10 protein-coding genes are annotated in these 19,056 nt (G+C 47.9%); 2 read left to right on the top strand and 8 right to left on the bottom strand.

Features of this window, described 5'->3' with window-relative positions:
• Window positions 1–123: 123 nt before the first annotated feature.
• The 5 genes from B9P82_RS25460 to B9P82_RS25440 all read right to left on the bottom strand — a co-directional run bounded on the left by B9P82_RS25460 (window position 124) and on the right by B9P82_RS25440 (window position 6,814).
• Window positions 124–3,240, bottom strand: a complete 3,117-nt coding sequence (locus B9P82_RS25460; protein WP_101701221.1) for an efflux RND transporter permease subunit — start codon at window positions 3,238–3,240, stop codon at window positions 124–126.
• 28 nt (window positions 3,241–3,268) lie between these two features.
• Complete coding sequence (locus B9P82_RS25455; protein WP_101701220.1) at window positions 3,269–4,426, bottom strand: efflux RND transporter periplasmic adaptor subunit; 1,158 nt, start codon at window positions 4,424–4,426, stop codon at window positions 3,269–3,271.
• Between the two features lie 278 nt (window positions 4,427–4,704).
• Complete coding sequence (locus B9P82_RS25450; RefSeq protein WP_101701219.1) at window positions 4,705–5,271, bottom strand: Slp family lipoprotein; 567 nt, start codon at window positions 5,269–5,271, stop codon at window positions 4,705–4,707.
• Window positions 5,272–5,541: 270 nt separating this feature from the next.
• A complete protein-coding gene (locus B9P82_RS25445; protein ID WP_047414843.1) occupies window positions 5,542–6,054 on the bottom strand; it encodes a hypothetical protein in 513 nt (170 codons plus the stop codon).
• Window positions 6,044–6,814: a winged helix-turn-helix domain-containing protein gene (locus tag B9P82_RS25440; protein WP_101701218.1), complete on the bottom strand. Its 771-nt coding sequence runs from the start codon at window positions 6,812–6,814 to the stop codon at window positions 6,044–6,046. Before B9P82_RS25440 ends, B9P82_RS25445 begins: the two co-directional genes overlap by 11 nt.
• A gap of 994 nt (window positions 6,815–7,808) precedes the next feature.
• Here B9P82_RS25440 and B9P82_RS25435 point away from each other — a divergent pair.
• Window positions 7,809–14,723, top strand: a complete 6,915-nt coding sequence (locus B9P82_RS25435) for an autotransporter outer membrane beta-barrel domain-containing protein (protein WP_246842169.1) — start codon at window positions 7,809–7,811, stop codon at window positions 14,721–14,723.
• Between the two features lie 116 nt (window positions 14,724–14,839).
• Window positions 14,840–16,273, top strand: a complete 1,434-nt coding sequence (locus B9P82_RS25430) for an EAL domain-containing protein (protein ID WP_101701216.1) — start codon at window positions 14,840–14,842, stop codon at window positions 16,271–16,273.
• 58 nt (window positions 16,274–16,331) lie between these two features.
• Here B9P82_RS25430 and B9P82_RS25425 read toward each other — a convergent pair whose 3' ends face one another.
• The 3 genes from B9P82_RS25425 to B9P82_RS25415 all read right to left on the bottom strand — a co-directional run.
• On the bottom strand, window positions 16,332–16,688 hold the full coding sequence (locus B9P82_RS25425) for a hypothetical protein (protein WP_101701215.1): 357 nt from the start codon (window positions 16,686–16,688) through the stop codon (window positions 16,332–16,334).
• 749 nt (window positions 16,689–17,437) lie between these two features.
• The gene (locus B9P82_RS25420) at window positions 17,438–18,238 is read right to left on the bottom strand and encodes a hypothetical protein (protein WP_101701214.1); all 801 of its coding nucleotides are present in this window, start codon (window positions 18,236–18,238) and stop codon (window positions 17,438–17,440) included.
• 201 nt (window positions 18,239–18,439) lie between these two features.
• On the bottom strand, window positions 18,440–19,056 hold a 617-nt coding region (locus B9P82_RS25415; protein WP_246842168.1), incomplete at its 5' end, for a primase-like DNA-binding domain-containing protein.

Genomic DNA, 19,056 nt, shown 5'->3' with positions numbered 1-19,056 from the left:
GTATCGTCGCTGTAATGAAATGAAGAAATTAAGGTGAATGGAACCCTTTCTCTGAGAGAGCATTGAGAATCCCTGGGATTTAATAAACTTATCCCAGGGATAATCACGTACGAGGGCAGGGAATCAGCGCCGTATTTTGAATCGCGCCAGCATGTTTTCTACGAGAACAAAGAACAGCGGAACAAAGTAGATCGCCAGCACTGTTGCGGCCAGCATCCCACCAATAACACCCGTACCGACGGCATTTTGCGCACCAGAGCCCGCGCCGTTGCTTATTGCCAGAGGGATAACCCCTAAGATAAAGGCCAGTGACGTCATCAAAATAGGGCGTAAGCGCATTTGCGCGGCCTCTACTGCGGCTTCAAGCGGCGTTTTTCCTTCCTTTTGCATGATCTCGACGGCGAACTCGACGATCAGAATGGCGTTTTTAGCCGAGAGCCCCATGGTGGTGAGCAGGCCTACCTGGAAGTAAACATCATTGCTCAGGCCGCGCAAGTCGGTCGCCAGCAAAGCGCCGACCACCCCGATTGGCACAACCAGCATTACCGAGAACGGTATCGACCAGCTTTCATACAGTGCCGCCAGTGCCAGAAACACGACGATCAGCGAAATGCCGTACAGCATTGGTGCCTGGTTTGTGGACAGCGCCTCCTGATAAGACAGACCGGTCCAGGCATAGCCGACGCCCGCGGGCAGTTTGTTTATCAGCGATGCCATAAATTTCATCGCATCGCCGCTGCTTTTCCCTTCGACCGGCTGGCCCAGAATTTCCATTGCAGGCTGACCGTTGTAGCGTTCAAGGCGGGGAGAACCGTAGGTCCATTCGGTGGATGAGTAGGCCGAAAGCGGCGTCATGGCGCCGGAGGCATTACGTACGTACCAGTGATTAATATTATCCGGCAACATACGGAACGGTGTATCGGCCTGGACATACACTTTTTTAACGCGTCCCTGGTTCAGGAAATCATTGACATAGCGACTACCGAACGCCGTAGAGATGGTCTGATTGATATCCGATAATGCAACGCCCATGGCTTCTGCCTTCGTGGCGTTGACATGAATGCGGAACATCGGTGTATCTTCCAGACCATTCGGGCGCACCCCGTCGACCTCTCCGGACGACTGGTTGGCCAGCGCCAGAAGCTCGTTTCGGGCCTGCATCATTTTTTCATGCCCAAGGTTACCGTTATCCAGCAGCTCCATGTCAAACCCTGAAGCCGTTCCCAGTTCTGCAACAGCGGGTAAATTAAACGGATAAACGACGGCATTATTGATGGTGCTTAAGGCCATCATCGCCCGTCGAATAATGGCGGTAACTGAGTTTTCTTCACCAACGCGTTCTGACCACGGTTTCAGGCTGATAAACGCCAGACCGTTGTTTTGCCCCTGGCCGCTGAAACCAAATCCGCCGACGGTGAAAACCGAAGCGACATTTTTCTGTTCTTTCGTCAGGTAGTAATCCGTTATTTCCCCGAGCACTTTGCTGGTGTTCACCATCGTTGAGCCCGAAGGCAATTGCGCGGTGGTCATGAATACCCCCTGGTCTTCTTCAGGCAAAAAGGAGGTCGGGGTACGTAGAAACAGCACAATCATGCCCGCGCCAATCACTAAGTACACGACCATATAACGGCCTGTGCAACGTAGCAGTTTACGGGTGCTGTCCGTGTAGTGCTGAGTACATTTCTCCATAAAGTGATTGAAACGGGTAAACAGAAAATGTGTGTTTGCTTTTTCTCCCTCGTGGGATTTCAACAGCATGGCGCAGAGTGCTGGCGTCAGGCTCATCGCCACAAACACCGACAGCAGCATGGAGGAGATTAAGGTGATAGAAAACTGACGGAAAATTTCACCGGTTGCTCCGCTCATAAATGCCATCGGCATAAATACGGCGGATAACACAACGGCAATACCGACCAGCGCTCTCTGCAACTGGCCCATCGCTTTGTGGGTCGCCGCTTTTGGTGACAAGTGTTCTTCGGCAATAATGCGTTCTACGTTCTCAACCACCACAATGGCATCATCGACTAGCAACCCTATCGCCAGCACCATGCCAAACATCGTGAGCGTATTAATCGAAAAACCCGCGACGTCGAGTATCGCAAAGGTGCCAAGGATCACTACCGGAACGGCGATTGCGGGAATAAGCGTTGCGCGGAAACTTTGCAAAAACAGATACATGACGAGGAATACCAGAATGATTGCCTCGATCAAAGTATGAAAAACCCCCTGAATCGAAATTTCGATAAACGGAGTGGTGTCATAGGGATAAACGGTTTTCATGCTGGCCGGAAACCAGGCCGATAATCTGTTCAGCTCCTGTTTGACTGCCTGGGATGTTTCCAGGGCATTCGCGCCAGCGGCAAGTTTAATTGCAATCCCGGCGGCGGGTTTTCCGTTGTAGCGTGCAACCGTTGCATAATTTTCCGCACCCAGCTCAATTCGCGCGACATCGCGCAGCAGAACCTGGGAACCATCTTGCTGAACTTTAAGGAAGATCTTGCCAAATTCATCGGTAGTTTGCAGGCGCGTCTGGACGATTATCGACGCATTTAGCTGCTGATCGGCTGACTGAGGCATGCCTCCCAACTGCCCGCCCGATATCTGGTTGTTCTGAACTTTGAGCTGGGTAATTACGTCCTGAGGTGTGAGGTTATACTTGTCGAGCTTTTGCGGATCCAGCCAGATACGCATGGCGTATTGCGAACCGAATAACTGTACGCTCCCCACCCCGGCAGTGCGGCTTATTGGGTCTTTGATGTTCGAGGCCACATAGTCGGCAATATCATATTGGCTCAGGCTGTTATTATCAGAGATAAAGCCGGCGACCATCAAAATATTGCTGCTGGATTTATCAACACTGATCCCTTGCTGCTGTACTTCCTGCGGTAAAGAAGGCATCGCCAGCTGCAGTTTATTCTGTACCTGAACCTGCGCAATATCGGGTGACGTGCCCGTTTTGAAGGTCAGGATAATCGACGCATTACCTGCCGCATCGCTGGTGGATGACATATACATCAGGCCATCAAGACCATTCATATTCTGTTCAATCACCTGAGTTACGGAGTCTTCAACGGTCTTTGCGTCTGCCCCTGGGTAGGCAGCGCTGATGGTAATGGTTGGGGGAGCGATTTGTGGATATTGGGCGATCGGCAGGTTCATTATCGCGATACCGCCCGTAAACATCATGATAATGGCGAGCACCCAGGCGAAAACCGGGCGCTCAATAAAAAAGTTGGCCATGAAGAAAGTGTCCTTAATACCTGAAATATTACTGTTCAGTTCCCGCGTCAGGAGTGGTCAGTTTTGAAGGGAGGACCCGGGCTTTGATTCCCGGACGAATTCTTTGTAATCCGGACACAATGACCCGATCGCCGGGGCGTAATCCTGCGGTCACCAGCCATTTATTGCCAACGGCCTTCACGGCGTTTATTTCGCGCAGTTGCACCACGTTTTGCTGGTCAAGGATCAGCGCGGTGGCTTTTCCTTGTTCGTTATGCGTAATCCCTTGTTGGGGGACCATCAAAACGTTCTGCTGGCTGCCTTCGTCCAGCAACGCCGTGACATACATGCCGGGTAAAATTTCACCTTCAGGATTGGGGAACACGGCGCGCAAAGTCACCGATCCGGTGGTCTCATCGACGGCGGGATCGGAAAACTCAAGCGTACCGGTATGGCGATAGGGTTTGCCGTTTTCCAGCATCAGCTCAACAGGAATTTTGCCTTGTTGCTGGGCAATTTTGCCGTTGGCTTTCTCTTCTTTCAGGCGTAAGAAATCTTGTACTGACTGTGTTAAATCAACATAAATCGGATCCAGCCGCTGAACGGTGACCAGCGCGTTTTCCTGATTTGCGGTGACCAGGGCACCCACGGTTACGGAGGATTTACCGCTGATGCCATCAATCGGTGAGGTGACATTAGCGTAACGAAGGTTGATGGTGGCCTGCTCAAGATCCGCTTTGGCGACGGCGACATTGGCTTCTGCTTCATTAAGCTGTGAGCGTGTCGTGTCGTAGTCCTGGCGGCTGACGTAATTGGATTTTATTAACGCTGACTGCCGATTTAATGTCAGACGCACATTATTGGCCGTCGCCAGTGCCTTTGCCAGCGCGCCTTTGGCTGAATCCAGTCGTGCCTGCAGCGGGGCTGGATCAATTTGATACAGTGACTCTCCTTTGCTGACTTTATCACCTTCAATAAAGTTGCGTTTTATGATGATCCCACCAACCTGAGGGCGGATTTCGGCGATCTCGAATGAAACCGCGCGACCTGGAAGTTCACTTTTAATATTCACTGAAGAGGGCGCTAAGGTAACAACGCCGACCTCGGGCTCCATCGCGGTGGTTTTTACTGCAGGTTTATTATCGCAGGCGGTGATGATGACGCTACTAAAAAATAATGGTATCAACAGTAAGCATTTTCTGTTCATAGTAATCCCTGAATAAATCGTAAACACCAATGTTCTTTTATTACAGGCAGGGTGGAAGAGTTATCGGTAAATAACAAAAGATGCTCAGGCATGAGATGGCTAAAGCCCATTTTTTCGCTCAAGTGTTAGCGGGTAAAATTATATGTAACAGGAAGAATGCGTGCTAAGCGAAGGATCTCATAAAGCAGGATGGCGCAATAAGGTCAACGCGGGGTGATGTGCTGGGCGTTTGTCAGTACCCGACTCCGGTATATATTCGCGCCATCTTACTACAGAGATTATTTCACTAGCTCCGGAGTTACCTGAGTTACTGTATTAGCGTAGTAGGGGGCGCCCCACATGGGTTCAGGCCAGAATGAGCCATAGCCGTAATCCCACATATTATAGGTGGTGTTGACTGACTCTGTTAAATGCCAAACCTGAATACCTTGTAAATCAACTTTAACAAAGTTGTACGGGACTTTGTTGATGAATCCTGGTTCATCTCCTTGAATTGTCCCCAAAATAGTAACGAAATGGTTTCTGTAGTTTACCGGATCGAGAAAACCTTTCTGCTGGGCAAGAATACGCCCCTGATAGCTCGCGTCTATTTGCGGTTTAGCATAGTTGTTCAGTGGCAGAACGGCGATTTCCAGTAATGTATCCGTTTTGGTGTTAATCACATTGATGACTTTACCCCCAAAGCGGGCCTGCTGACCGGTATATAATCCCGGTTGGTTATGCACGGAGATAAAGTTTTTTTGTATATCTGGTTGATTATTACCTTTGATATTCTCAGGAATTGAAGCACATGACGCCAGGGTGAAAGCAAGGGCAACAATTATCAACCCTTTTGTTTTTTTCATTTTACTTTCCTGCTAAAAAAAAGACAGGCCTATAGTAACCCTTTGCTCATTATTGTCAGCAAACGTGCCGTTGATTATCTAAAATTAATATTATTGTAGCTTATGGTAATAACGGACTGTATTTTCTCTGGTCGCTGGATGAGGGCGAAAGTGTGTGGCGACAGGGAAAGCGATTTACTGTCGCCACATGTGGAGTCAGGTCCAATGCGTTATCGTGGCCCAGCTCTGGTTTAGCCTTGCGGTTAGGCAATCCTGGATTACGGCTTATTACTACGATTTACTAACGCAGACGTTCGTTGGCGAAAAGGTATTGCCTAACAGGTAGGCATTATCAATTTTATATATTTGCGCACGCTTACTGGGTGTGAACGGGTCATAGATATTATGGATAAACATCTCATCCGACACGTTATCCAGACTGTGTTTACTCATTTTCACGTCTTGCAGAAAAACGACGCCTTTATCTTTTATCCGATAATTAAAACTGACGGAGCGTTGCAGGATAAGGCGACGTCCTGGGCGGTTGTCTGCCAGTGGGGTTGTGGTAATAATCCCTGAGAAATCAATGACGCCAGTGTTATCTGTTTGCAACTGGATCATCAGGCTACCATCGTATTTCCCACCCCCGGGCAGTTCGGGTAGTGAAAGTGTGGAGACGCAATGCACGCTTATTCCCTGATTGACTGGAATGAGGGTGATTCCATTCGCGCTTAACAAGGCGCTGACAGCGACCAGAACGGCCGCTCCTGCAAGTAATATCTTGGTTTTATATTTAGTATTCATGGATATAAAGGTCCTTGCATCCAGCAAACTTTGTTTTTTCTGCATTATTGAAAGTACAGCGGGATAAAAATATGCGACCTTTTTCGCCGTAGACGTACAGATCGTCAGGCTGGAAAATAAACAATGCGCCAGCCAGACACTTCAGGTGTAAATCAGCCATTTTTTTGGCTTTTTCAAGTTTCGCAGTTGCCACTTCTCGTGAGCTTTCAAAAACGGTATAGACCGGACAGAGATCGATATTGCCAAGTTTATACAACTGCACGACGGGAAGGTGGTTTTGAGTGCTGTTAAACAATGTGTTGACTGGGTAAAGAAGCATGAATAATGAGGCGCCCCCAGCTGCAAGCAGCATCATTTTTACGCGTTTTGACAGGGAAGGCGTGGCTTTTGCGGGAGTGAGGGACGCCGCGGAAACCAAAGGCGGTTCCTCTATGGTGGTTACCAATCCTTCAGCGATGAAAAAGCCGACCCGTGGTACGGTTTGAATGATCTCGTGTTCACAACCGAGCTCCTGTAATCCTTTACGAATCAAAGAAATATACTGGCTTAATGAGTTGTTTGAGGCTTGCAGACCATTTTTGTCCCAGACATTCGTAAACATCTCTTCTCTCGAGACTACTTTCCCTTCCTGCTCGAGGAGATAGGTGAAGATCCTGTTCGCGGTAATAGACAGGGTGAGTGAGTTGTCCGACGGACTCAGACTCGCCAAAACGCCATCATCAGTCCTAAATGTAACTTCATTGTTAATTAGATATTTCATTTTTTCATCATTAACAGAGTATTACTTAATTATAAACCATAGTGGTATTTCTTCTTCACTACAGTATCGTGAGAGGTGACAGGGCCGAGGCAGGAGGAGGGGCATTTTAGCATTATAAAATATCCCCTCTGGCATAAAAAACTATAAAATTGTTCATTTTAAGTATAAATACCTGCTTCACTCTGCTTAAATTATAAGAGTGCTACTATTTTCAGATAGACCATTATAGTCATTCGCCGGTTTGAGAACTGCGTAGTTCTGAGTCTCTGGTTGATTTACAAATTGTCAGTAACTTTAGTAAGTGGCATTTTTATAATGAGTAAACGAAAAGTTACTTAAGTAAAATAATCTAAAAATAGTATGGTATCAAGCGTCTTAAACAACAATTAGAAAGGCTTTGATATTTTTCACTTATTACATTCAACCCCTGGCGGTACAGATGCCGCGGAACTTGCTTATCGTGAGATGTGTTTTCGACTGACTGAAATCCCTGTTTCTCGCAGTTATAATTTAAGTAACTCAAATGGGTTATGTTTTTCAATATAACCCATGCAATAAGATTTCTCTTATAAGTTGTTTGTTGCTTAAGAGCTGTGATTATAAATGTTTTTACGGGGTATGAAATAAATTAATATGCGTTTTATTTAATTTGAAATGTTTGTTTATTGTGTCGAAAATTAGTTCATCATATTACATTCTTTATGCAATTCATTAACAGTTGCTTATGTGTTCCTGTGATGATATCGATACTTAAATCTATAATAACTTATCTTTTTAGATAAAACATCTATAAATTGCAAATTTATCAGTATAAATAGATTGGTTGTTGATGCGGTAATACCATTCGTCATGTACAGATCGCTCAATGTTTCAGCGGAAAAAACTCCAGAGAAGAGGTATCTGACCGCTGGGTAATTATGAGCATCCCATAATGCTATGTGACCACGAATTTTTCCCAGGAAGGGTATTCGTGGAATTATTCGGAATGGTAATGATGAATAAGATTTTTAAAGTGGTATGGAGTGTTTCGCACTCTTGCGCGGTTGTTGTTTCTGAACTGGCAAAACGTTGTGGTGCTTCTGTGGAAACCAATAGTTCTGCCCGCATTGAATCTGGAACGCATAAATTTAATATTTCAAGAATTGCGCTAAGTATAATAGGTGTCGTACTGGCTACGCATTCAATATATGCTTTTGCCGCTGACTACGTCTTGCCTGATTACTTACCGTCGACTAATGCTAATGGCGCAGGGCAACTTGTTGTCGGTGACGGTGAAACCATGAATATTATCACCGGTACTAAAGGATATGGCAGCATTGCCTCTGGTGCATCGGGCTTTAAAACGATGACTATTCAGCAGGCAATGGATAATGGTTATATTTCGTCAGGTAGTGAAAATATAAATCTGACGCAGACGACTTTAGGTGGTCGTACCCACAGCATTCAATACGTTGACCCCATCACCGGGGCTTCGCGTACAGTCCAGGTGTATGACAGCGATAATTTTGCCTCTACCAGCGTTGGCGATCTGACGACTTATCTGGGGGTCAGCGTCGGTGATGGGCAGTATGTGAATATGAAGCTGGCGACAGTGACATCAGGCGGCACGCTTGATGTGAATGTTGGTTCAAGGGAAAGCGGCTGGGCATCAAACTCGGCAAATATCTTCAATGCTGTCACCAAGGTCTCTGGAGTTTATAACGTTGAGAGCAGCGCCAGTGACACTAAAGACGCGGTACTGAATTACAACGCCAAAACCATCGTACAAAGCGGTAGCGTTGGTAATGTCGCGAAAAATACCGGTAAAGATTATAACTTTGATACCGCAACCTATAACGGCACCTTCTCCAGCGCGCTTGGCGAGTATACGGTTAATAATCTTGATGATTTAAAAAACTACAATGATGCTCTGGTGAAAGCCGTAGAGGCTGGGCAACTTTCGCCCACGGACTATGAAGCTGAGCTTCATAAAGCCTATTCCACGGAACAGAAAAACATTCACTTCGACACCAATATCCCGGATGGCGATGCGGTGTTGCAGGCTGCGAATCGTGATGTGAACAGTTTTATTAAAGCTTCCGGTGCGCGCTCTGTCGTCAATATTTCTGCTGATGCCAATATTCAGGCGGTTTTTAGCGATACCTCCGTGGTGACGCTGACCGACGGAGCCACCCTCAATAACAACGGCACACTGGGGGTTGCCGCCGGTGCATCCGGTGGTGATTATGTCGTTTCAGCGCGTGATAGCATCGTAAATAACAATGGAGTTATTGATGCGGGTACCAGTCTTGATGTGAAAAATGCGTGGGTTGGCGCCCATACCGGGATTCTCGCGACCGGGACGACAAAGGTACAGAACGACGGCGTCATCAACCTTGCCTCGCATCAGGATATCTATAACGCCTATGGCGTGCTGATGAATGACACGGCGACCTTTATTAATAACGGAGTAATGAATATTGCCACCGGAGGTGAGCCTGCGAAATCTTCCGATGGTGTCTATACCTACGGTGTGTTTGTTCAACGTAATGCAGTGGCTACTAATAACGGGACGCTCTACATCGGACGAACTGCACAAGCGGTAAAAGATGAGGCGACCAGTGAAGTCCAGGTCACTCTTCCAGCCATTGGTATGTTTGTGAAGAGTGGAACCATCAATAACACCGGGAACATCACGATCGGAGAAAAAGTCGAGAATGCTGTTGCCATTCAGGCAAACGGCAGTGCGTCTCCTGGTGCAATCAACGTTACCCAGGACGGCGTCATTGACATCAATGGCATCGGCTCAGCGCAAAATATTGGCCTGATGGGAATTAACGGTGCAAAAGGGCTGGTAAACAGCGGCACGATTAACCTCAATGGGTACAGCGCCAGCGGTATTGAACTGCAGGGAGGGAGTCAGGCGCTTCATTCGGGTACGATAAATATCACCAATGGTAGTACCACGGATAATACATTAAAAAATATTGGTGCCTGGGTCGAGGGGACCGGGTCTCAACTTACGATGAGTGGGAGTGTGAATCTTGCTGCTGATAACGCCATTGGTCTGCACGTTCGTGACGGCGGCGTTATCGATATTACCGATACGGGCAAAGTCTCATTTACCAGTGGCAAAAACCAGATTGGCTATTTTATTTATGGTGAAGGTTCAAAAGTAAACGCCTCCTCTACCAATACGCAAGATGTCTCGACTGAAGGGTCAACATTATATCGCATAGAAGGTGGTGCGACTTTTGATGGCAGCGGGTCGTCTGGTACGACAATGACGGCATCAGGCACCGACAGCACTATTCTGCAGGTGACCGGGACGGGGAGCCATTTTGATTCCGGCTCGCAATCGCTGAGTATCACGGGTGACGGCGCGACCGGGATTCGGGTTGAAGGCGGAGCGGATGGGGTTATCACCAAAGACGCGGTGATCGTGAAACTTTCCGGTAAAGACACCACCGCCGGGATTGTGGACGGTAATTATTATGACTTGTCCGGGAATGTCGATGAGAATCAGAAAGGTGACTCAATGCTGACCAGTTACGCCACGCTGAATACCAGTAATACGGCGGATGGTGCTTTCGGCTACATCGCCCGCAACGGCGGTACGCTCAACCATAAAGGCAGCATCGACTTTGACCAGGCGGGCAGCACAGGCGTGCTGGTTTCCGGTGGTACGTTGAATAACGACGGCGACATCAAGGTTAATGGCGTGGCGGTCAGCATCGAAGGCGCTGATTCCGTTGTGAACAACAATGCGACGGTTACCGCGACGGATGGCACCGCAGCCTATCTCGTGGGCAATGATGCGTCATTAAGTTTGACGGGTTCGGGAGAAACCAAAGCATCGGGAGACGCGCACGGTATCTTGTTGGCCGCCGGTGCGAAAGGTCTGCTGGTCGATGGAGCCATCATCACGATGGACAGTACGGGTAAAGGAAGCGCGATTGAAAACGTCGCCAACATTGCGGGTATCCAGCTAAAAGATACAACTATCAGTGTGGGGAATGGAATCGGTATTCATACCGGAGCATCCCTGGCGCAGACCAACTCCGGAACGATTAATGTTACGGGGAGCGGTACGGGGATCCTGTTTGAAAATATCGACGGCAGCGAAACGAATCAAACGCTGGATATGTCTGACTCACGCGATCTGGTTATCAATGTTGAGCAGGCTGCGGGTAAAGGGATCGTCACCAATGCGTCAACCGACCTGAAAACGGGCGTCAGCGTTAACGTACTCGACGCTAACGGTGGTGAAGCGTTGATTGTCGGTGGCACGACCAAAAATGTTGAACAGGCCGGTGAGTTGACATCGAAATCGACCAGCCACGCAGTGGTGAATGTTGATAACGGTTCCCTGGAAACGTTTATTAATAAAGGCGTTATTAAAGCGCTGGATGCGTCGCAAAAAGCGGTAGAAATGCTCTCGGGGGCAGGCATCGCGTTTACTAACGCGGCGGGTGCCAGCATTGTTGGTCAGGTTAACCTGATGAGCGGTGATAACACCGTTACGCTGGAGTCTGGCAGTACCGCAACCGACATCAAGACGGGCAGCGGTAACGATCTGTACCTACTGAAAGATGTCAAAGAGACAGAAACCTCGCTGTTTACCAGCCTCAATGGTGGTGATGGGGAGGATACACTTCAGTTGAATAGCGCACAGTACATCCTCAATCACGCCGATGCTATTACCGGCATGGAGCATATCGATCTGACTGCTGGTTCAGTATTTACCGTTAATAATGTTGATTTTGCGTTGGGTGATAACCAAAACGATGCGACCGGTACGGGTTACAACATTGATACGACCAGCACCTTGTCGCTGAATTCTGACGCTGCGCTGGCTTTTAATAGCCATCTGGCGGGAACCGGAACTGTCGCCGTTGATGCCAGCGGTAATGCGTTTGATTTTACCAGCAACAATACGGCAGATGGATTCAACGGTACGCTGGCGCTAACGAACAGCACCTTTGAGCTGGCTGGATTAAACACTCAGGCGCTGAGCCAGGCAACATTAAATGTAGGCGAGGGGAACGTCACCCACGTGGGGTCTGGTGAGCAAAATATCGGAGGCCTGGCGTTTAACGGCGGCACCATCAGCTTTGACGGGGTGACGCCGGGGCAGAGCAGTTCCGAAGGAACAATTCATGCTGGCGCGATGGATCTCTCCGGACGCGGAACCGTGCAGGTTGATACCGGCACGATTACAAACGATCGTCCGCTGGCTGATACCACGCTATCACTTCTTGAGCAGGACGATGCGCAGTCCCTGATTCAACTGGCAACATCTGATTCTTCCGTCACCGGCGGTGCGGGCAATCTGACGCTGACCGATAGCAATGGCAATATCATCAGCGATGGGGTTGAAGCCGGTATCAGCCAAAATGGCGAGATTGTTGCGAATGGAACCTATGATTATCGCCTCACCGGAGGGGATAACGATGATGGACTGTACATTAGCTATGGTCTGACACAAGTCGAACTGCTCGCATCCGGAGACAATGCACTGGTCCTGGATGCGAACGGAAAAACCGGTAATGCTGCAGATCTGAGCGCTCGCGTGACTGGCAGTGGCGATCTGGCGTTTGACAGCGCCAAAGGCCAGACGGTATCGCTATCGAATATGGATAACGATTACACCGGTATCACCGATGTGCGCAGCGGCAACCTGCTGATGAAAAACGATAATGTTCTGGGACAGACCGGTGAACTACGTCTGGCCGCCGATACCGGTTTTGACATGAATGGTCATAGCCAGACTGTCGGTAAGCTGACGGCGGGGGCTGACTCACTGCTGAACATCAATGGCGGTAGCCTGACCCTGGAGCAGGGCGGAACAGCCGATGGAATATTGACCGGAAACGGCGCGCTAAACATCAATGGCGATACGCTGACCATCACCGGTGAAAACAGCACGCTGACGGCAAAAACGACCATTGCAGAAGGCGCGCGCGTGCTGATGAACACGACGCTGGGTCTCGGCACGGGCGATATTGTGGCGACGGGAACGCTGACGATGAATAAGGCGGCAGGTGTACTTTACAACAGCATCAGCGATGCCGGACGGATTGAACTTACCGAAAGCGATGTCGCGCTGGTGGGCAATAATAGTGCCTTTACGGGACAATTTGCTATTGATGCGGATTCCCGGCTCACCGCGTTCACCGCAGAAAATCTGGGCAGCGCAGAGGTGCGCAATAGCGGTTCACTGGTGCTGGACAGTCATACCGACTGGCAGCTTAATAACGACGTTTATGGTAGCGGCGACGTGACCAAGCTGGGAGCCGGATCCATTACTGTCGGTGATAACGCCGCCTGGACGGGGAAAACGGATATTGAGCAGGGCGGCCTGGTTCTGGGTGACGGCACATCTCCCGTCACGCTTGCCAGTACCGAGGTCAACATAGCTACGGCGGGGATGCTCTCGGGCGTAGGGGGAGTCGCAGGTAATGTGAATAACGCCGGTGTGCTGCAGGTGGGTACCGGGACCGGTGACAACCTCCTGTTCACTGTAGAGGGAAACCTGGTTAACAGCGGTATCCTCGCAACCGGTGTGAATGGTCAGCAGGCCGGTAATCAACTGGTGGTCAATGGCAATTACACGGGTAATGATGGTCATCTTTCCTTAAACACTGCGCTGGGGGATGACAATTCCGTTACGGATAAGCTGGTGGTGAAAGGTGATACCAGTGGCACTACTTCTGTCAGCGTCACTAACGCCGGTGGGAAAGGTGCCGCAACGATTGATGGTATCGAAGTTATCCATGTTGATGGCGTATCGGATGGTGAGTTTATTCAGGCTGGCCGTATTGTGGCGGGGGCATATGACTACAGCCTTGGACGTGGTCAGGATGAAAACAGCGGCAACTGGTATCTGACCAGCGGTAAAACCAATCCCGATCCGCAGCCAAACCCGGATCCGGATCCCGATAAAGATCTGCGTCCGGAAGGCGGCAGCTACACGGCTAACCTGGCGGCAGCCAACAACATGTTCGTCACCCGTTTGCACGATCGTCTGGGCGAAACGCAGTATATCGATGCCCTGACCGGCGAGCAGAAAGTCACCAGCATGTGGATGCGCCACGTCGGTGGGCACAACAACTGGCGTGACGGTAGCGGCCAGTTGAAAACCCAGAGCAACCGTTACGTATTGCAACTGGGGGGCGACATTGCGCAATGGAGCCAGAATGGGCTTGATCGCTGGCACCTTGGCGTGATGGCGGGCTACGGTAACGATCACAGCAATACCCAGTCTTCACGCACGGGCTATCGTTCAAAAGGCTCAGTGAATGGCTACAGCACCGGCGTTTATGCCACGTGGTATGCCAATGATGCGTCGCATAACGGCGCCTGGCTGGACAGCTGGGCTCAGTACAGCTGGTTTGATAACAATGTTAAAGGCGATGACCTGCAAGGCGAATCGTACAAATCGAAAGGGGTTACCGCTTCGCTGGAAATGGGATATGCCCAAAAAATGGGCGAGTTTGCCGGCAGTCACGGAACGCTGAACGAATGGTACATACAACCTCAGGCGCAGGCAGTCTGGATGGGAGTGAAAGCGAACGACCATCGTGAAAGTAACGGTACCCGTATCACCAGCAACGATAATGGTAATGTGCAGACCAGACTGGGCCTGAAAACTTGGATTAAGAGCCATCACCAGATGGATAACGCTAAAGAGCGTGAATTCCAGCCGTTTGCCGAGCTGAACTGGCTGCACAATTCACGCGATTTCAGTACGACCATGGATGGCGTGAATGTGCGCCAGGATGGAGCGAAAAATATTGCCGAGGTAAAAGTGGGTGTGGAGGGACAGGTGAGTCCTCGTCTTAATCTGTGGGGCAATATCGGGGTTCAGGCTGGCGATAAAGGGTATAACGACAGCGCTGCGATGGTAGGTGTGAAATGGAACTTCTAAGCTGATTCTACCGGGCAATTTCAGCCAGACTGGCGCATGTCAGTCAGGCCATTTCCTCCTGAAATAATCTCAAAAAGCGTCCTTCGGGGCGCTCTGTTCAACAACACGAGTTAATCATGTCTGTAACCAAGAAAATCACACCCATCATGCTGGTGTTGCTTTTTCTTCTGGCCGGTGTGCTGACGTCATGGCAGCAATGGGATAGAGAGGGACAACTTGTCAGAGAACACGCGATAAATAGCCTGGTCGAAGAAATCGATACGATATTTGACGACGTAAATACACTGGCTGTGTTAGCCAGCGCACATATACAAGAGAATTGCACTGACGATCTGCTACGAAAATTGCGTCTTCTTACGGCGTCTGGCGAGAAGATTCGTTCAGTCAGTATCATCAGGAACGGTGAGTGGAACTGCTCTTCTCTTGAAGGTCGAGAATCGCCGGGGATTATTTCCAATGGAACGACTACACACTCACTGATGATTGAACAGATTTATCGGCTGAACACGGAGATGTATATAATCTATTTTCCGTTTCAGGGGCAGGTGGTGGCTGTTGCAGTATATAAAGCGGCGATCGATAAAATTCTTATGGATTTTGCCCGTAAAGAAAAAATTGATGTGCATTTTTTATTGTATCCAGAAAAACATCCTTTCGTGCAGATGGCCTCGCAAAACTATCCTTTCTGGATTGTGACGGATTCACAGGATGGCATTGCGGATTATGTGCGGGATAATCATTATCTTCTTATTTTATTTGTGGTTCTGTCTTTGCTGTTATATTTCCACTTACGCCGGGCGCAGCGGATATCACCGATAAAAATACTGCAGCGTGCGATTAATAATGATGAATTTATTCCGTTTTATCAGCCCGTCGTTGAACTCGCTTGCGGAAAAATCGTCGGGGCTGAAGTGCTTGTTCGCTGGAATCACCCTGAGCAGGGAATTATTCCCCCTAACGAATTTATCCACACGGCTGAACATAGCGGCTTGATTAATGCGCTGACGCTAAAATTGTTGACGCAGGTAGAGGTTGATATGCGGTGCCTTAGGGCTCAGTGTGATATACCATTTCATATCGGTATTAACGTACCTCCATTTTCACTGGAGGATCATGAATTTACCGATGCCACTATCGCCTTTATTCAGCGGATGAACTTGTTTCATATTGGCGTAATGCTGGAAATCACCGAACGGCAGCAGAATCTGATCCGTGAAAGTGTTCTTAGACGCTTGAAAGAGGCAGGCGCTGCGCTAGCCCTGGATGACTTTGGGACCGGATATTCTAACTATGCTGCGCTGCAACGCATTTCGCCGCGGTTCTTGAAAGTTGATAAGATGTTTATCGACTCACTGGGTAAAGGCGGCGTGAGTGATACTATCATCAGCAATATTGTTCACCTGTCTGAACTAGCCAGGATCCCACTGGTGGCGGAAGGAATAGAAAGTGAAGAACAGATGGAGAGACTGCGACGGATTAACGTTAGCTTTGGTCAGGGGTATCTGTTCAGTAAACCAATACCCTTTAATGCGTTTCTACGTTTATTATAAGGATTGCTAATAATAAAAAACCGCGAAAGCGGCTTTTTATTATTGAATGGATGGAAGATTACTCGCTGACTTTTTTCTCAACGGAGGCAGCACCTTCTTTGGTCTTATTCCAGCCTTTCTCGGTACCTTCTTTTGTTGCATTCCAACCTTTTTCAGTACCTTCTTTGGTTGTATTCCAGGCTTTTTGTGAGCCTTCACTCACTTTACTGCTCAGGTCATCTTGTTTACCTTCAGCAGCATGTTTTGCTTTTAACTGTTGCTCTTCGCCTTGATTCTGTGCCTGATGCAGTTTTTCTTTTGCGGTATTGGCATTTTCGTGCGCGGCGGCTACATCATTATCAGTTGCGTGTGTCGTCGCGGCAATAACGGGAGAAGCCAGCAGAATTGCAGATAATGCGATAATTGACTTTTTCATAATATCCTCGCTTAGCGTTATAAGTTATTAGCGTGATTAAGCATGGCACACGAACGAAGCGCTGGCTTTAGGAAAAAACTGTAAGTTCTGATGACGGTATTTATCCATTTTGTGCAGCTGTGAGCGATCAATACGGTAATTTTGTGGTGGGGCAAAAAGACGCATTTAATGTTAGGTTAAATAATAAGTGGTTGTCGTTATTAAGCATGGATATATTAAGTATGTGTAAGTCTCCATGCGTTTAGGCCCAACGAAAACAATAGAGCTTTTCGTTGGGCCTATCAATGGGCCTAAAAGGTTCGGATTTAATTAGTTCTCTTCGGACTTCGTGGGACAAATTGAGGGCACAAAAAAGCCCGCAGGGCTTGCGCCGTGCGGGCTATTAGGACTTCATCGGATGACTCTGGTAATCACCGATGGAGAATTTTGGTGCTGGCGGAGTCTGAATAATGCCGATAATCATTTGTTTATACAGGGTTTTAATCAATTCAACTTTCATTGGTATACCTAAGCGTATACCAATGGTGGTTTGTTGCAGTAATACCTGAACTTAATCAAACCATGCTTTGCATGAATCACTTTGAGAAAAAAACTTTTTTTTAGAAAAACTGTTCACACTGTTCACTTCGTTTATTTATCTTTTATAATCATAATGTTACAAGGTGAATGGTTGGTGAACAGTGAACACTTTACTGTTCATTTTACTGGCTCGCAGAGGATATACCATATGAATCCTTAAGCACTTGCGGTCATTTTCGCCACTCTCTTGTTCCACTAATGTTAGACATCACATCGTCGAAATTGAATCTTGGATCTGTATCTGGGTTAAATTGGCCATTTTTACTTTCATAAATGAAATTTTGACAATCACAATTTCTGTCACTTTCGCCGCAGTCCATGCATTCAGCATTACAGTAATCTATCATCCTATCAATGGCATCCCAAGGCTCATAATCGTAGTCGAAATGCCCATAACCACTACTGCCATAAATTCTTCCATTTATGAAATCGTCAATGTCACTAATATTTCTTAACTGGCAGTTGAAAATATTTGATATAGGTCTAAGCACTACCCTCGCATAATCAAATTTGTATAGGGGCATTTCAAAGAAAACCTTACCACCATCAGCTTTAAGACTGTGAAAAGACAAATCCCCATATTTTTCTATAAGTTCTTTATATCTTTTTTTATCCAGTTCAACGTGCTTGAATGAGTTGTTAATCGCATCCAAAAGAGCAAACTTATTGCTAATGTGCTTACTTCCATCCACTTTATATCGTTCATCGAAGCTTTTAATGAAATCAGTTCTGGTTATTTTAATTTTATTTTTTGCAATGAATATCATGTAATCAACAACATGGGCCAATATTGCGTTAAATGAAAATACATGATGAAGATTCAGTGTGTTGTTGTTTAGTATTGTGAAAAATTCTTCAGATGCAGGGGTTAAAACCTCATCCAAATAAGAAAGGAGATAACTTGCATCTTTTTCATCGGAGCTGCCTGTGTATAGTTCCATTGAAATTCCTTGATAATTGAGAGTTGTCATTTAATAACTGCCTGTAAATGCTATTAATATGGAGAAATTAGCCGTGATAAGTGAAGTATAGCGACTTCCTTCATTGCAATGCAATCATACGATTATTTCATTGCATTGAATCAATTCTCACTCAGAACTGTATCTTTAATTGTGTATGATGTCTGGATTGAGAGTATAAAAAAAAGACCGGCTATTGCCGGTCAGGTTAGGTTATTTCGCTATGAGGTCATCACATTTCGGCAGCCAGTCGGCGTTGCTTTCCTCTCTTAGTGCGAGATTGGTTTGTATACCCTGATTTTTTCGGCGCTTCTCATAACTTAGCCCGTACTCTTTCAGCATGGCTGGCAACCCCTTACCGAACATGGTGAGGCTCAGGGTATTCTTGTAGCCGTGGGCTTCCATATACGCCAGATAGGCATGATACAGATACAGGCGCGGCTGACGCGGAATGATGTTGGCATTGCCAATATACATACCCTCAGGCTCCGGCAGTGCTTCTAGGTAGCCGCAAAAATCGAACGTCGGGTCGGCGTCGCGCTTGATGCTGAGTGCCTCGTCGGAGTTCTGCTGCGACTGGAGCAACGTGCGCGCGGTCATCGGGTCGCTGAACGTCTGCATAAGCTGGCGCACGATGACGGCCAGCTCGCGGGCGATTTTATCTTTCAGTTTAGGGTCGCGTTCTTCCGGGGCTATCTGTTCCGGGAAATGCATTATCACCCGGCGACGCGACACGCCGCCGCTGCGGTCGGTGAAGCGCATCGGATTGTTGTTTACGGCCAGTATCACCGCCGGAATGTGGGTGGAATACGCATCGCGGTATTTCGGGT

The sequence above is a fragment of the Citrobacter sp. L55 genome (assembly GCF_002850715.1).
GTDB classification, from domain to species: domain Bacteria; phylum Pseudomonadota; class Gammaproteobacteria; order Enterobacterales; family Enterobacteriaceae; genus Citrobacter; species Citrobacter braakii.
Note: the sequence above shows the minus strand (reverse complement) of the source record. Positions and strands in the feature narration are given on the sequence as shown.

What these genes read in the sequence shown, in the direction of transcription:
- B9P82_RS25460 (WP_101701221.1), bottom strand. Translation starts at nt 3,240, where the DNA reads ATGGCCAACTTTTTTATTGAGCGCCCGGTTTTCGCCTGGGTGCTCGCC.
- B9P82_RS25455 (WP_101701220.1), bottom strand. Translation starts at nt 4,426, where the DNA reads ATGAACAGAAAATGCTTACTGTTGATACCATTATTTTTTAGTAGCGTC.
- B9P82_RS25450 (WP_101701219.1), bottom strand. Translation starts at nt 5,271, where the DNA reads ATGAAAAAAACAAAAGGGTTGATAATTGTTGCCCTTGCTTTCACCCTG.
- B9P82_RS25445 (WP_047414843.1), bottom strand. Translation starts at nt 6,054, where the DNA reads ATGAATACTAAATATAAAACCAAGATATTACTTGCAGGAGCGGCCGTT.
- B9P82_RS25440 (WP_101701218.1), bottom strand. Translation starts at nt 6,814, where the DNA reads ATGAAATATCTAATTAACAATGAAGTTACATTTAGGACTGATGATGGC.
- B9P82_RS25435 (WP_246842169.1), top strand. Translation starts at nt 7,809, where the DNA reads ATGAATAAGATTTTTAAAGTGGTATGGAGTGTTTCGCACTCTTGCGCG.
- B9P82_RS25430 (WP_101701216.1), top strand. Translation starts at nt 14,840, where the DNA reads ATGTCTGTAACCAAGAAAATCACACCCATCATGCTGGTGTTGCTTTTT.
- B9P82_RS25425 (WP_101701215.1), bottom strand. Translation starts at nt 16,688, where the DNA reads ATGAAAAAGTCAATTATCGCATTATCTGCAATTCTGCTGGCTTCTCCC.
- B9P82_RS25420 (WP_101701214.1), bottom strand. Translation starts at nt 18,238, where the DNA reads ATGACAACTCTCAATTATCAAGGAATTTCAATGGAACTATACACAGGC.